Below are 15510 nucleotides of genomic sequence, written 5' to 3' on the forward strand. Positions count from 1 at the left end.
GACGTACCGGTTTTTGAGGGGGCATAAAGCATGTATTCGCAGCCGTTGAAAGAAGTCCGGACCATGTGCCATCCATGTGCCATCCATGTGAAAAATGCCTATTTTACGCAGGAAAGCACATGGTTGGCACATGGTTGGCACATGGATCAGGCTAAAAAAACTTAACCGATCAATATGACAAAATCAATCTATTTCTACCGGAACAATGGCACCTTGCAAAGGATCGACCTCGATGAAGTTTTCGCCCTGGAAACGGCTAAGAATTATGTGAAATTTTATACCCCCGAAGGAAAACACGTGGTGCGCATTTCACTTGAAACGGCCATGAAACAATTGAAGGATAAAGGCTTTGTACAGATCCATCGGTATTATGCAGTAGCCATCGAAAAGATCCATGTCATCGATAAAGAGAATGTATATTTTAGTCAAAATAAAGAAGACAACCTGCCGGTCACAAAAAGTTATTATGCGAATTTGATCAGTCGATTAAAAATGCTTGGGGAAGACGGGGAAACCGATAACGAAATAGGATAGCATCACCAGATTAATGAGTATTCCTGGCATACACCTGGTATCCCCAGGCAGTTAAGCTGTTATTATGATCATGGTTGGTCTTTGCAGCATTACCATACTTTTCAAACTCAGGGCGGTTGGTGCAAAAATGCCTTCTGCAGTATATTGCCGCAAGTTCACTTCATAAATATTGGTAGTATGGTTCCAACCAGGAGGTGCAAAAAACAAAGTACTCATGGTTGCAGAATTACCAGGTTTCAATTTAGCAGCTTGTTTATTAGTGGATAACAAAGTAAATGCCAGCAGAGCCAGCGGCAGTTTCTGCAGTATACTCTGGTTTTTGGTGAAAATAAGATAATCACACACCCACTTCCTTACGTAACAAACAAAGTACATTTGCAGCTGTTAAAGAGAGATTACACAACTAACCAGTAATGAAACAATTTGAAGTGCCGGTTAAATACCGGAGCCCTATAATATCAGCCATCAAGAATAAACGGAAACAGGAAGACCGGTTAAAAAAGGATTTTTCCCCGACCATGCTGGATTTAGGTGCTGTAAAAATTTACCTGGCCCGGCACTTTGGTTTCTGCTATGGGGTTGAAAATGCTATCGAAATCGCTTTTCGTACAGTGGAAGAGAACCCCGGCAAACGGATTTTCCTGTTAAGTGAAATGATCCATAACCCACAGGTAAATGCCGATCTCCAGTCTTATGGGGTTCGGTTTTTACAAGACACTTACGGAAAGCAGTTGATTTCTTTTGACGATGTTACACCTGAAGATATAGTAGTAATACCAGCTTTTGGAACCACCCTGGCTATAGAACAAATGCTTCGGGAAAAAGGGATTCAGACAGAAAAATATAATACGACCTGCCCATTTGTGGAGAAGGTTTGGAACCGGAGTGAGCAGATTGCTGCCAAAGGATACAGCATAGTAATTCACGGAAAGCCCATGCACGAAGAAACCAGGGCAACCTTTTCACATGCTGCAGCCAATGCACCGGTTGTGATTGTAAATGACATGCAGGATGCAAAAATCCTGGGGCAATACATTACCGGGGAACATGCACCGGAAAGTTTTTATGAAACATTTAAGGGGAAATATTCCAAGGGGTTTGATATTACCCGCGACCTGGAGCGATTTGGTGTAGTCAACCAGACCACGCAACTGGCGAGTGATACGCAGGCAATCGCAGAATACCTGAAAGCGCTGGTCATGAAACATTATGGACTAACGGCATCCAGCATTGGGGAAAGATTTGCCGACACACGCGATACTTTATGTTATGCCACCAGTGACAACCAGACAGCAGTTACCAGGATGCTTGAAACTCCAGCCGACCTGGCAATTGTAGTTGGTGGCTACAACTCTTCAAATACTACGCACCTGGTGGAACTTTGCGAAGAAAAGCTTCCAACCTATTTTATAAGCAATGCGGAAAAGATCATATCTGCTGAAGAAATTCTCCATTTCAATTTCCATACAAAGGCTGAACTAATCACAGGCAAATTCCTTCCTGAAAAATCTCCAATAAATATCCTGCTAACCAGCGGCGCTTCCTGCCCTGATGCAGTTGTAGAGGAAGTAATCAAACGATTGGCCGAGGTGAAAGGCGTGGCAATCCAATGATTATGAGGTTCTGATTACAGTTTAGAGGCTAAAAAGGGTGAAAACACCCTTGCGGGAAGTAATTGAGTTATTTAAATTTAAATAAACATTACTTCGAAATCAATGGAGCTATATCAGAAAATTCAAGTAGTACAATTTATTGTAATAATAATAACATGTTGCTTTGGGATATTTCTACTTTGGAATAAAAAAAGCCCTGAGCGAAAATTTATATTAATATTTTGTTTAATCGACATTCCAGTAATGGCATTTACGATTTATCAATATTATATTAAAATTTATTTTAGTTCATTTTGGTTATCTACAGTTATTTTTAGTTGGTGCGAAATATTTTTTCTGTCATACTATATCTCAGAAATTATCTCAAAAAGGAAGACAATAATTATCCCAATAATCATTTGCCTAACTTGTCCAATCATATCGTCTATATTATTAAAAAACATACATGAAATACCTCTTCTTGTAAGCAATATATATATAACCTATTATGTATTTCTTTACTTTCAATGGGTTTTCACAAAACAGTCTAATTGTAAATTAATAAACACTAGCCATTTTTGGATAATTCTTGGTCTTCTCTTATGCTATTCAACAACAATTCCAATCTGGATTTCAGAATTGGTCATATGGTCCTGGGGTAATTGGGACCTACACATTAAAGTTGATCTAAACTTGCTTATAATATTCACCATTTTAAATATGATTATGTATATATTATTTATTCGTTCATTTTTTTTAGTAAAATCAAACTCAAATTAATATAGAAGTTAAAACCTCGAAAACTCACGTTACAGAATCCTAAGAAATATTTTCTCCAATTTCAAAAAAAATGAAATGTCGCCTACCACAATATTACTCATCATTGTTATGGGATCTATATTTATTCTAATAGTTTTTTCAATTTTTATACTTCATTTAATTAAACTTTATAATAATAGACAAATTGAGTTTACAAACAATATGATGCTTAATCAAATAGAAAATGAAAAGCGAATATTAAGTACTAGAATAGAAGTTTATGAAGAAACAATCCAGAATATTTCAAGAGAAATTCATGATAATGTTAACCAATTATTGACTCTGTCAAAATTGAACTTAAACTCAATTGACAACACAAGTAATAATGAAAATAGAATACAAATAGCAAAGGACCTTATAACTACAGCTATTGGGGAATTGACAAATATTTCAAGAAGTTTAAGTGCGGAAATTCTAAATGAAGTAGGTTTATTCAGATCTATTGAAATTGAAACCGAAAGATTGAATAAAATAAATTTAATTGAAATTGAAACAGATCTAAGATGTAATGTACCAGCCTTAAATCCGGATTTGCAGTTAATAATATATAGAATTTTTCAAGAATCATTACGTAATTCAATAATTCATGGAAAGGCATCTAAAATAAAAATTGAACTAGAGCTATTAAATCAAAATCTATTATTGACCATTACGGATAATGGCAAAGGGTTTGATTATACAAAATTTTTTGAGTCTGAAAATTTTGTCCACCAAGGGCTTAAAAACATGAAAAAAAGAATTGAATTAGTAAACGGTAAAATGATTATTAATTCCAAATTAGAACAAGGTACAGTATTAGTTTTCGAAATACCAATTATGACAAATCAGAAGGATTCAATCAATAATTTTATTTCGCATCCCATACATAATTAATCCAGCAATAGTTTTTGCGCCAACCTTTGATTTCATGTTCTGCCGTATCGTTTCAATTGTTCTTGGGCTTAAAAAAACTTCCTTGGATATTTCTTCTGTGGTTTTATCTTCAGCCAGAAGTTTTAAAATCCGGGTTTCCTTTTCGGAAAACTTTATGGGATTGGGATAAAATTGACGGACAGTTTTTTTTGTCTGCAGCTTGGATAAGACCGCTTTATTAACGAGATCATTAAAATAAAAATCCTCATTCATACAGGCCAGGATTGCCTGGTAAATTTCTTCGGGGTCAGAAGTTTTTGTTAAGTAGGCATTTGCACCCATCTCCATCATCTTAGTTATCATCTCCTGGTCATCATACATTGTAAGCACAATAATCCTTACATCATCATATTCCTTCCGGAGCATACCAATAGCATTTACACCATCAACTTCAGGCATCCTGATATCCATTAATAAAACATCAGGCTTTTTGAGTTGCATTTTGTGCATCAAATCACGACCATCTTCAGCTTCCCATAAGATTTTCAGGTATTCTTTCCCCTTCAGGGCCATTTTTATGCCGTCACGAAAGATTTTATGATCATCGGCCAGACTAACCTTGATACTTAACTCAGCGCTCATGGGTTTGGGTAGTTTTTATTAGGATGTTCAGTTTTGGTTGAATATTAACGTATAAGATTACAATATCGTATTTCCACTCGATTTTTTCAGTAATTCTAAACCTAAGTTCCTTTCTTAAATACGTGATATAAGTGGAAAATACTATGCCAAATCATCAAATAAATCAAAAAATTAAAGCTTTTGACAAATAGAATAATTCCCTCTATTCTACCCAATCGCCCCTAATATCTATTTTTTTTATTATTAAAATCGTAAACTTACAAAAACATAGATAGTAATTATACGGTTTTTATAACGTATTTTTACTTATTTTTACTTCGTATCTTTACTATACTTTTCTTCGTAAATCCACTATGGTATTGAATTACAGCCAAATTAGAACAATTTCTATTAGAAATAGCCCATTGCCGTATTTTTTTTTTTACTGGTTATTCACAGTACGAAATCAATCCACTTCTTACTAAAACTTACAATTATGCTTAAAAATGAAATTTTGACTCCCTCACTGGAGACTATTGGCGAAGAAATCGGCCAAGAGTTGGGCGCCAAAATGGTTAAGGACTTCCAGGATGCTTATCCCGCAGAAATGAAAACCTTTCTGATTGGCAAGAATATTTTAGAACAAATTCTAAACCAGCCAGGATGCGTTGCCATTCGTTTTTACGGCGGGCTTAATGAATTGGGCCAAAAAACGTTTGTTTATGTTGGAGTAAATGAAAAAGATGAGATAATTACAGAATACCCAATAATTAATGTTGAAGGTAAAATTGAAATGAATAAAGGAATAGTTGCTGATAGGATTGGCGGTAATGGTAAAGGTTCCTCAACTACAACGACAACAACTTCAGTTAATTGGTCTAGTTGATATTTTCACTATTATAACTAAATAAGGGCTAGGATTATGTTATACCGCAGGTATTATTATATTTGATTGATAATACTAACTGTGGTTTTCCTAAAAACTTTAGCTTATATAACACTTGTATTACCCTTGGTGGTTTATTTAATCCTCAATAAAAGGAATAACAATAAACCATCAAGGGTAATATTTTATTATTTAGTATACTCCATTGTTCATGAAATATTGGTATACTATCTAACTAATTTTACCGATAATATATCAGATTCAAACGCTATTCCATTATTATATGCGATTTTTACTATTATTGAATTTTTTTTCCTGGGATATTATATATACGATTCACTAAAAAATAAGTTGTTTAAAAAAGTTCTTCTTCTCTGTTCTATCATATTCCTAATTACAGCTCTAATTAATCTTTTTTTCATAATATCTTCAGGAGTAAATAATCAATTAATTGATACAATTCCTGTATCGACAAGCGCGATTTTATTAATAATTTTTTCGATTCTTTATTTATTTGAAGAAATCCAAGCACCAAAAATTGGATTTATATACAGTAATCCTAAATTTTGGATTATTGTTGGGATTATGATTTATTTTACTGGTACTTTTTTTTTCTTCCTTTTATTTTCTGATTTATCTGGCAAAGACCAATATAATTATTGGATAATAAATCTTATATGCATTATTTTAAAAAATATATTCTTTACCATTTCGTTCTTTCTACCATTGGAAAATGAAAATTCAAATGAATTTGATTCTTCATTTGGTATAAATCATTATAATACAATTAAATAACAAATATTAATACTCCTACCCCCAATAAATGTTTCTCTTACAGGTAAATAACCAACATTCTGACGTTTCTGTAGTGCTTTTTTTTGGTACTATAGGAATGTTGGCACTAACAATTGGCCTCATCGTCTTTATCATCTTCCACCAACGTAAAGTCATTAAATACCAGATGACTTTGCAAAAAATGGAGAATGAGCAGCAGAAGATGTTACTGAATGCCTCTATCCGCCTGCAGGAAGAGGAAAGGCAGCGTATTGCGGCAGACCTGCACGATGATGCCGGCCCTTTGCTGGCTACCGCCAGGCTGTACCTGAATGAGAACCTGGTGAATATGGATAAAACCACCCAGTTGCAAAGTATCTACAATGCAAAGCAGATTATAGATGATACCATACAGCTAATCCGTAATATCTCCCATAGCCTGATGCCGCCAACACTAAAAAACTTTGGCCTGGAGTCGGCTGTAAATGATACTTTCCAGAAAATAAGCGGATCGGGAAACCTTAATGCAAGCGCCCGTTTTCATGATTACCGCGAACGCCTGCCCCTGGATAACGAACTGATTGTTTTCAGGGTAATCCAGGAACTGATCAATAATATTCTTAAACACAGCAACGCCAGTTTCATACACCTTACCCAGAATACCAATGGCAACAAATTCTATATCAGGATGCACCACGACGGGAAAGGTATGACCCAGGCCGATTTTGAAAGATTAACCAAAAGCGCCGCAGGCCTCGGACTTAAAAATATCCAGAGCCGGTTAAAGGTATTACAGGGTCGTATTTTCTTTGAAAAAGACCCTTCCCAGACTTATTACAAGGTGACAATCGAATTAAACAGGGAGGAACCCCAATAATTCATTTACTTCCTACGTTCGGATGTATTAATTTTAAGGCGACGCCAACTGCAATATCCAATGACCGTAATTAAAGTAGCCATTGCTGACGACCATAAGATTTTTCGTAAAGGAGTAATTCTTTCACTTCGGCCCTTCACTAATATCAAATTTGTTCAGGAAGCTGAAAACGGCCAGGAACTGATCGATGGCCTTCCAAGTTCTGAACCGGATGTTATCCTGATGGACCTGAGAATGCCACAGAAAGACGGCATCGAAACCACCAAAGTAATCGCTAAACAATACCCGAACATTCATATTGTCGTCCTCACCATGTTTGAAGATGAACGCTTTGTAACCCACCTTATGGAGATCGGGGCTAATGGTTACCTGCTTAAAAGTGCAGATCCAACCGAAATAAGGAGGGCCATTATGGATGTGGCTGAAAAAGGCTACTACCTCAATAATTTCGTAAACCGCATACTCCTCAAAAAATCTCACGCTAAACAAAAAGTGGTTCCCAGCCTTAGTAGCGAGATTACCCTAACCGATCGGGAAAAAGATGTCATAAAATTCATCTGTATGGAATTTACAGCGCAGGAAATTGCCCAGAAAATGGATGTAAGTCCGCGTACAGTAGAAGCTATTAAAGACCGGCTAATGGAGAAATTTGGCAGTAAAAACACTGCAGGACTCGTATTTTTTGCGGTAAAGAATAACCTGATCGATTAAATTGAAATTTCGGGTATCTCACCTTCCACAATGAGTTTTCCGGCTGTTTTCTGGCGGATCTCTTCAACAGTTACTCCCGGAGCCCTTTCCAGCAAGCGGAAGCCCAGTGGTGTTATATCCAGCACCGCCAGTTCGGTAACCACTTTCCGGACACAGCCAACCCCGGTAAGCGGCAATTCGCAGGCTGGCAATAACTTTGATTCTCCTTTGGGATTGGTATGCATCATCGCAACGATAATATTCTTAGCACTCGCCACCAGGTCCATAGCCCCGCCCATGCCCTTCACCATCTTACCCGGAATTTTCCAGTTCGCAATATCACCCTGTTCGCTCACTTCCATGGCTCCCAACACGGTTAAATCTACCTTCCCTGCCCTGATCATACCAAAACTTTCAGCACTGTCAAAGAATGCACCACCTGGCAAAATCGTCACTGTTTCCTTCCCAGCATTGATCAGGTCTGCATCAATTTCATCTTCAACTGGATATGGACCCATACCCAGCATGCCATTTTCACTTTGCAGCATAATAAACATGCCTTCCGGGATGTAATTAGCCACGAGGGTAGGAATCCCAATACCCAGGTTTACATACATGCCGTCCTTTAGCTCCTTTGCAATCCGCCTGGCAATGCCATATTTATCAAGTGCCATTATTTTTCGTTTAATATTAATTGAAAATAAGTGGACTGTTTTTTTTGATCCAGCATCGACCTGAAAAAATTTCCAAGTAAGGGATTTACAGCTGAAATAGCAGCAAAATTATTATCCAGCAAATCTATTGCTTTACGCACCCCTTCTGTATCATATCCGAAATGCGACAAGGAATTCTCTTCCTGATTATCCTGGTCCTCCTGCAGATCCATGATATCATCCAGCAATAAAAATGAAGGAACTAACAGGTACCAATAAGCTATTATTTTTTTTATAATGTCAGCATGGGCATCCAAAACTGTAAGCAGGTAAAGCAAGGCATCTCCCCTGTTCATTGCAGGAATTCCGGTTCCCAGTATCCCATAAGCATCCAGTGGTCGTTGTTTAAAATAGGTGCTCAGGTTTTCGAGCAATTCCGGTTGAACACTTTTCGCCCTCACGAGTTCCTCAATAAACCCGATATGTGCTTCAAAATCCATTTTTTTCAACTCGTATTGTGCCGCGAAATCAAGGATTTTTTCCATAAGCTGCACATAACTTTCATCCAGTAAAATTTTACGATCGATCCCGGCCCTTAACTGCAGGTCAAAAAACAAGGGAATGAAAAGAAAGCCCGTTCCGCGGGCAACATAGAGGTATTTGCCTTTCCAATATTGATTACCAGCAGGTATTTTACGATCTACAAAAAAAGCGGCTATTTCAGGATCAACGCCCATAGCACCTGATAACTCTTGTTTACTGGTAAACATGGTAATTAAAATTATATTAGGATTTACCGGATAACTGTACGGTTCTTTTTTCAATCCGTTTTTCGTAGTGGTCGCCCTGAAATATGCGGTGCACAAAAATACCGGGAACATGAATCTCGTCGGGGTCAAGCATGCCCGGACCGACCAATTCTTCCACTTCTGCAATTGTAATATTTCCTGCGCGCGCCATCGATGTGGAAAAATTACGTGTCGTCTTCCGGAATACAAGGTTGCCATAGCGGTCACCCTTCCACGCCTTAACGATCGCGAAATCGGCATGCAGCGCTTCTTCCATTAAATAATGTTTCCCATTAAATACCCTCACTTCTTTCCCCGATGCAATTTCAGTTCCAAATCCGGCAGGTGTAAAAAAAGCTGGAATCCCCATCCCGGCCATTTGTATCCGTGTAGCCAAAGTTCCCTGGGGGATAAGGTCAACTTCCAATTCGCCTGACAGCAACTGTCTTTCGAACTCAGCATTCTCACCAACATAGGAGCTCATCATTTTCTTTATTTGCCGGGTCTTCAGTAACAGGCCCAATCCAAAATCATCAACTCCTGCATTGTTCGAAATACAGGTCAACCCTTTTACGCCCTTCCTAACCAAAGCTGTGATGCTGTTTTCGGGGATTCCGCAAAGCCCGAATCCTCCCAGCATAATTGTTACATTATCGGCAATGTCTGCTATAGCTTCATCAGCATTATTCAATACTTTATTCATACTATAGGAATTAAACTGTTCCTGAAAAAAAACTGAACTGCGCCTATTTGGGGTTTGCCGGTTTTTTGTAGATATCCATTTGTTTTAATGGCCTGACAAATTCCAACCTGTTGCGGCTTCCCATCGCTTCGACCGAATCAAAAATTATTTTCAACTCGTTCGGATGTCCAAGGTAATAGCTATAACTATCCGCAAATGTCTTTTGGTCGATTTTGTGCAGTTGAAAAACCTGCTGGTACTTTACGGAGCGCAATTCCGGAAGCACCAGTGTAGTATCCCTTCCCTTTAAGGCAATACTACATTCTTCACTAAGTAATAATTCATAAATAACCGGCACCATTTCCTTATCGGATAATGCAGGCTTTACAACAGCCTTATTATTCTGGCAAGCACCCAAAAAGCTGCATAAAAGGATTATTATGCCATGCCATTTTAACCTCATTGCATTTCTTGTTTGTAGGTGTTGGCATTGGAAATATCCAGCCTGGTCAGCAAGTCAAGGGCAACTGACTTTTCTTCAGGGGGCGATTTCTTAAACATGCGCGATAACTCAGCAGTCCTGCCCTGGAAAAAAAATGGCAATATCATTGAATTAGGCGTTTCGCCATTTACGGTATTCAGTTGCTGCAATGCCGTAATTACTGCTTTACGTGCATCCGGTTCTTTTTCATAAAACTGGTCCAGCCCCAGCCTGAAGTAGCCATAAAAAGCGTCATGAACAAGTGTATACTTACTGCTGGTCAGGTTTTCCATTAACCAATACCGGTTTCTTTGTCCGTCAAATGCTTTCCACCCAAGGATATCCCTGCTTTCAGGGGAGTTGTTCACAATATTCTGTGCCTTGACAAAATATGGATCGCCTCCCTTTAAAGAAAAAGAATCACCATCCATACCCAGGATAATATTGACATAAAAGGCCAATACCGCCGGAAGGTTTGAAACCAGAGGATCATTCCCCGTAACACGGTTTTCATTAAATTCAATTTGCTGGAACTCTACATACCGAAAAAGCAGGTTCTCGTCAATATAGTTCACCAGGGGGCTCATATAGGCCGTATTGTAAACGGGACGGGCTGCCTGAACAGTAAGCTTAGCCCGGTAAATATTACCGTCTGCAGCTTCGCTTACGTTGATCAGGAAATTACAAAGGATCTTTTCATTAGGCTGGTAAGTATCGCGGCTCCACTTGCGGTTATTTATAAAAGTATTCAGTGCACTTTGGAGGGTATTGAAAACCTTACGATCAACCTTAGTGTTTACCTGGTTGGCCATTACCACTACTTTCGCCTGAAATTCCTGGGCCCTGACCGGTAAAAGATATGCCACCAGCAGTGCAAAAAATAAAAGTCTTTTAAGCATATATTTTTTTGATAATCATACCAACGATATCAGCGGCCACTGCTGATTTTGACTTAAGCGGAAAAATATGTTCGCCGCCTTCCCTGTCATAAATGGTTATTTTATTGGTGTCATTTCCGAAACCAGCCCCTTCATCTTTCAATGAGTTCAATACAATCAGATCTGCATTTTTTGCGGACAGTTTCTCAAGGGCGTTGGCCTTTTCGTTATTTGTCTCCAATGCAAAGCCTACGAGGAACTGGCCTTTCTTTTTCCTATTGCCCAATTCCTTAAGGATATCTTTAGTCTTCTGCAATTCAAGCACAAGCCCACCCTCTTTTTTCTTAATTTTTTCCCCGGCCACTGTTACGGGAGAATAATCGGCTACTGCAGCTGCCATAACAGCGATATCTGCTGCTTCAAAAGCCTGAAGGCATGCTGAATACATTTCAGCAGCAGTATTAACCCGTATTACCTGTATGTGGGGCCGTGCAGGGGCAGTTACCCCAGGACCTGCAACCAATTGCACTTCCGCCCCCCTGGCGGCTAATTCATGGGCAATAGCCAAACCCATTTTACCGGATGAATGATTGCCGATAAACCGAACCGGGTCAATAGGTTCGTAGGTTGGTCCGGCGGTAACCAGGACTTTTTTCCCTGCAAGTTTTCCGGATTCTGCAAAATGAATTTGAATTTGTAGTAAAATGTCTTCAGGTTCAGCCATTCTTCCGGGCCCAACCAGGCCGCTGGCCAATTCCCCGGTATTTACAGGAATAACATGGTTACCAAAGCCCTGAAGCATAGCAAGGTTGCGAATGGTGGTTGGATGCTGCCACATATCTTCATCCATGGCTGGTGCAACCCAAACCGGGCATGTGGCAGATAAATAAGTTGCCAGTAACAGGTTGTCGCAAATGCCCATAGCCATTTTCGCCAGTGTATTGCAACTTAAGGGAGCGACAACAAAAAGGTCCGCCCACCTGCCCAGCATTACATGGTTTGCCCAGGCTGCTTCATCAAAAAGGTCAACAAGTACGGTGTTGTGGGAAAGTGTTGACAAAGTGAGCGGTGAAACAAAATCACGCGCGGCGGGCGTCATTACGATTTTTACATCAGCGCCGCTCTTAACAAGCAGGCGCAGGAGAGTGATGGATTTATAGGCGGCTATGCTACCTGAAATGCCCAGCAGAATTTTCTTTCCGTGCAACATGTTCTAAAATTATAGTTTTTTCAGCAGCGGCCTCCAATTCTCTCATAAAAAAAGCGACAGCCGGGCTGTCGCTTTAACAAATTTATAAGCAGCGATTAGCTGAACAGCTTATCTTCATTTTTCCTGTAATACACTTTCTCTTCCATAAACTCCTGGGTGGCCAGTAAAGCCGGGTTTGGCATACGCTCATAGGCACGGGAAATTTCAATCTGTTCTTTATTCTCATGGATTTCCTCCAGGCTATCAGTATGGGTGGCAAACTCTTCCAACTTGTTATGCAACTCTTCTTTCAGAGCGATATTGATTTGGTTGGCCCTTTTGGCAATAACTGCAATCGATTCATAAAGATTACCTGTTTTGCCTTTAATATCTGCCAGGTTTTTAGCTTCAGCAACATTACTTGTGTTGGAACTAAGCTGACGTCTTAACTTGCTCATTTTTTGCGAGTTTAATATTGTTTTGCGATAAATTAAAATACTTTTCTACATCTTTTTTCAACTTGCTATCCGGGAACCGGTCAGTAAATTCATTACACTGTTCCAGTACTTTTCCAAATCTCTGTTCCTTTTTCTCTTCAATGCTAAATGCAGCATACTCGTAATAAGACCTTATAATTTTCAACTTGTATTCATCTCCTTTCTGTGAATCCGGATAATTATTCATCAGGTTCTCAAAAGCAATGGCAGCAGCTTTAAATTGCCTCAGGTTAAAATACAATTCAGCACTTTCCTGTTCCTTCATTTCAAGTTTTGTATGGCACTTATCAATAATCTCTGTAGCCTCTTTATTTTTCTCAGACCCGGGATGCGTATTAATAAAAGCCTGCATTAAACCGATAGTGCGCGAGGTATTGGTCTGGTCTAGCTGCACTTTAGGCGACTGCTTATAATAACAATACGCCCGCATATATTCCATTTCTTCTGCCCTTTTACTCGTTGGAAACACCTCGGTAAATCCTTTGAACAGGTTCTCCGCATTAGTATAATCACGCTGGTTGTATGCACAATAGGCGAAATTATAATAGACATTTTCAAACTTATCATTCCCTTTCAACAAAGGAAAAAGTTCTTCATATAATTGCTGGGCCTGGTTGTACTTCTTTTTTACATAGTACTGGTCAGCCATGCGCAACTTATAATCGTAGTCTGTACTTTTCTGCACTTTAGCGAATTGGGAACAGCCAGTGCCCAAAAACGCAACCAGGATAATTAAACAAAATATTCTCATAAAGGCCTGCAAAGTTAACTGATTTACCCAAATATAAAAAAACCCCGCCGAAGCGGGGTTCAATTATCTAATAATTAACGATTTATCCCTTTTTACGGAGGTTCGGGTGCGGTGCAGGTACTGCATTCGGACCTTCCTCTGCGGTTCCGTCGCGAAGATCCACAGTATTTGGATCCCCACCACCTTCACCATATTTGAAGATAAAGCGGTCGGCACTGATACCTTCTTTCTCAACCAGGTAGTTGATTACTGCGTTCACGCGATCCCAACTTAACTGCTGTGCAGATTTGCTTGATTCGCCGTAACCAATTACTGCAATCTTACAATTCGGGTTGTTGCGGATTTTCTCAGCAACGCTGGCCAGGACTGCTTTGGAATCATTATCCAGGCTTACTGTGCGGCCCGGGAAGGTAATGCTTGGCAGATCACCGATGCTACATGCAGCTTTTGACTGGAAGCCACCCTCGCGAAGTTCTTTACAACAAGGCGGTTCCGGACACTTACCAATACCATCAGCATCTACCGGCTGACATTGTGTTGGTGTGATCAGTTCCTTGTCTTTAAAGTCAGGAACACCATCACCATCAGTATCCTTACTTACACCATGGCTGTCAACAGGGGCGCCTTGTGGTGTATTGGGTTCAAGGTCAAACTGGTCTGTAACACCGTCACCATCGGCATCATCCAGGATAGGCTTTGGCAGCTTCATATGCTTGGGTGAATTCAGCTCGCTGTATGGGTAAGCCAGCGGGTTCAGCCAATACATAGGTTCAACAGAATTTTTGCCGAGATTGAAATTGAGGCCTACAGTAAAATAATTGTAGGTATCATAATCCGGTGTCAGCACATTAGAATACGGGGAATTGTTATTAGTCCGGGTATTCTGGTAGCGCACACCATCCAGCAGATCACTTTTGGTAACAGTAAACCTGTCTTCCACTGAAAGGTTAATCTTGGGACTAAGCTTGTAAGCAAAGCCTGCTCCAAACTGAAAGTTAGGTTTTAAGGTATTACCGCTTAATTTAGCACTTGCTTCACCATCTGTTTCACCTGGAGATTCATAAGAATCATCCATGATTGCTTTCAACTGGTCCTTAGTCTTCTTCCTGTCTGAATAAACATTCGGATTAGTTACAGTACTGTAATTATAGGGGTTACCCGAAGCATCTTTCGCGTTAACCATAGTCTTCCACCAGGAAAGGCCTCCACCAATTAAGGCATAAACATCCCATTTGGATTTGTCCCTGTGGAAATTGATATTATTCAAACTAATCAGCGCCTGGAGGTTCAGGTCCTTCATCGTAGTTTTATAATTATCGAAGAAAACCGGTGCTGCAGCAGTACCATAGCCTGCATCCCTGGCCGGCTGACTGAATCCGGAAGTCCTTTCTTTCCAGTTCAACCCCTTTCCTACACCATACATGAATTCCCCGCGGAGGGAGAACACATAGCCCAGGGATTTTCTAACGTGAACCCCACCCCCAAAATTCAAGGGGTTTGAGGGCACATCGCCGAAAATATTAAACAATCCCCCTTTAATACCAACTTCCCACTGGCTGCGGGGTTTGGCAGGAAAAGGATAAGCATTGTTCATGAATTCGTTGTGCTGAGGAAGTCTTTTACGCGGAATCAGCGAGGAATCTTGCACATCGTAACTCGTACCTATCTGGGAAAACGAGCTGGACGCAAACAAGCACAGTAAACCCAAAAGTGCTGTGAATTTTTTGTTTGCCATAAAGAGATTTTATAAGTAATGGTGAATGAATTGACAGGATACGGGAGTTCAAAATCTAAGCAAAAATATCAATTGCGAATTAAAAACCAAATAAAATAACCGCCGAAAATCTATTTAACCCAAAGAGAATCAATATAAAGACATATTATGGATTGTTTCTGTTGCTTGAAAATGACCTGCATTGTAGTAATTTGCCCCGGTTATCCGAAAT

The 15510-nt window shown here is 39.5% G+C and carries 17 protein-coding genes; 6 read left to right on the top strand and 11 right to left on the bottom strand.

Annotation, left to right across the window (positions count from 1 at the left end):
• Nucleotides 1–174 precede the first annotated feature (174 nt).
• Nucleotides 175–534 carry a LytR/AlgR family response regulator transcription factor gene (locus tag LAQ65_RS09060; RefSeq protein ID WP_224116633.1) on the top strand — a complete coding sequence of 120 codons (360 nt, stop codon included), beginning with the start codon at nt 175–177 and terminating at the stop codon, nt 532–534.
• A gap of 51 nt (nt 535–585) precedes the next feature.
• Here the strand turns inward: LAQ65_RS09060 and LAQ65_RS09065 are convergent, their stop codons facing one another.
• Nucleotides 586–750 carry a hypothetical protein gene (locus LAQ65_RS09065; protein WP_224116634.1) on the bottom strand — a complete coding sequence of 55 codons (165 nt, stop codon included), beginning with the start codon at nt 748–750 and terminating at the stop codon, nt 586–588.
• Nucleotides 751–947: 197 nt separating this feature from the next.
• On the opposite strand from LAQ65_RS09065, the gene LAQ65_RS09070 reads away from it, so the two are divergent.
• Together LAQ65_RS09070 and LAQ65_RS09075 are read left to right on the top strand one after the other, a co-directional pair.
• Nucleotides 948–2147 carry a 4-hydroxy-3-methylbut-2-enyl diphosphate reductase gene (locus tag LAQ65_RS09070; RefSeq protein ID WP_224116635.1) on the top strand — a complete coding sequence of 400 codons (1200 nt, stop codon included), beginning with the start codon at nt 948–950 and terminating at the stop codon, nt 2145–2147.
• An 834-nt stretch (nt 2148–2981) separates the two neighbouring features.
• Entirely contained in the window at nt 2982–3818 is an 837-nt protein-coding gene (locus tag LAQ65_RS09075) for a sensor histidine kinase (RefSeq protein ID WP_224116636.1), read from the top strand.
• On the opposite strand, the gene LAQ65_RS09080 is transcribed toward LAQ65_RS09075, so the two are convergent.
• Complete coding sequence (locus LAQ65_RS09080) at nt 3780–4439, bottom strand: response regulator transcription factor (protein WP_224116637.1); 660 nt, start codon at nt 4437–4439, stop codon at nt 3780–3782. The two genes, LAQ65_RS09075 and LAQ65_RS09080, sit on opposite strands and share 39 nt — an antisense overlap.
• A gap of 475 nt (nt 4440–4914) precedes the next feature.
• Between LAQ65_RS09080 and LAQ65_RS09085 the strand changes: the two genes are divergently transcribed.
• The 3 genes from LAQ65_RS09085 to LAQ65_RS09095 all read left to right on the top strand — a co-directional run bounded on the left by LAQ65_RS09085 (nt 4915) and on the right by LAQ65_RS09095 (nt 7666).
• Nucleotides 4915–5304, top strand: a complete 390-nt coding sequence (locus LAQ65_RS09085; RefSeq protein ID WP_224116638.1) for a hypothetical protein — start codon at nt 4915–4917, stop codon at nt 5302–5304.
• A gap of 823 nt (nt 5305–6127) precedes the next feature.
• The gene (locus tag LAQ65_RS09090) at nt 6128–6955 is read left to right on the top strand and encodes a sensor histidine kinase (protein ID WP_224116639.1); all 828 of its coding nucleotides are present in this window, start codon (nt 6128–6130) and stop codon (nt 6953–6955) included.
• Between the two features lie 60 nt (nt 6956–7015).
• Nucleotides 7016–7666: a response regulator transcription factor gene (locus LAQ65_RS09095; RefSeq protein WP_224116640.1), complete on the top strand. Its 651-nt coding sequence runs from the start codon at nt 7016–7018 to the stop codon at nt 7664–7666.
• Here LAQ65_RS09095 and LAQ65_RS09100 read toward each other — a convergent pair.
• The 9 genes from LAQ65_RS09100 to LAQ65_RS09140 all read right to left on the bottom strand — a co-directional run bounded on the left by LAQ65_RS09100 (nt 7663) and on the right by LAQ65_RS09140 (nt 15299).
• Complete coding sequence (locus tag LAQ65_RS09100) at nt 7663–8319, bottom strand: 3-oxoacid CoA-transferase subunit B (protein WP_224116641.1); 657 nt, start codon at nt 8317–8319, stop codon at nt 7663–7665. The two genes, LAQ65_RS09095 and LAQ65_RS09100, sit on opposite strands and share 4 nt — an antisense overlap.
• A complete protein-coding gene (locus LAQ65_RS09105) occupies nt 8319–9068 on the bottom strand; it encodes a hypothetical protein (RefSeq protein WP_224116642.1) in 750 nt (249 codons plus the stop codon). The genes LAQ65_RS09100 and LAQ65_RS09105 overlap by 1 nt, the downstream gene beginning before the upstream one ends.
• A gap of 16 nt (nt 9069–9084) precedes the next feature.
• Nucleotides 9085–9789 (bottom strand): CoA transferase subunit A, encoded by a 705-nt coding sequence (locus LAQ65_RS09110; RefSeq protein ID WP_224116643.1) that lies wholly within the window; start codon nt 9787–9789, stop codon nt 9085–9087.
• Between the two features lie 43 nt (nt 9790–9832).
• A complete protein-coding gene (locus tag LAQ65_RS09115) occupies nt 9833–10231 on the bottom strand; it encodes a DUF4296 domain-containing protein (protein ID WP_224116644.1) in 399 nt (132 codons plus the stop codon).
• On the bottom strand, nt 10228–11148 hold the full coding sequence (porD, locus tag LAQ65_RS09120; RefSeq protein WP_224116645.1) for a type IX secretion system protein PorD: 921 nt from the start codon (nt 11146–11148) through the stop codon (nt 10228–10230). The genes LAQ65_RS09115 and porD overlap by 4 nt, the downstream gene beginning before the upstream one ends.
• The gene (gene coaBC / locus LAQ65_RS09125) at nt 11141–12337 is read right to left on the bottom strand and encodes a bifunctional phosphopantothenoylcysteine decarboxylase/phosphopantothenate--cysteine ligase CoaBC (protein WP_224116646.1); all 1197 of its coding nucleotides are present in this window, start codon (nt 12335–12337) and stop codon (nt 11141–11143) included. Before coaBC ends, porD begins: the two co-directional genes overlap by 8 nt.
• Nucleotides 12338–12432: 95 nt before the next feature.
• Nucleotides 12433–12774, bottom strand: a complete 342-nt coding sequence (locus tag LAQ65_RS09130) for a DNA-directed RNA polymerase subunit omega (protein ID WP_224116647.1) — start codon at nt 12772–12774, stop codon at nt 12433–12435.
• Complete coding sequence (locus tag LAQ65_RS09135; protein ID WP_224116648.1) at nt 12749–13564, bottom strand: outer membrane protein assembly factor BamD; 816 nt, start codon at nt 13562–13564, stop codon at nt 12749–12751. Before LAQ65_RS09135 ends, LAQ65_RS09130 begins: the two co-directional genes overlap by 26 nt.
• An 82-nt stretch (nt 13565–13646) precedes the next feature.
• On the bottom strand, nt 13647–15299 hold the full coding sequence (locus tag LAQ65_RS09140) for an OmpA family protein (RefSeq protein ID WP_224116649.1): 1653 nt from the start codon (nt 15297–15299) through the stop codon (nt 13647–13649).
• Nucleotides 15300–15510: the final 211 nt, after the last annotated feature.

The organism is Flavihumibacter profundi (assembly GCF_020076305.1).
In the GTDB taxonomy this organism is placed as follows: domain Bacteria; phylum Bacteroidota; class Bacteroidia; order Chitinophagales; family Chitinophagaceae; genus Flavihumibacter; species Flavihumibacter profundi.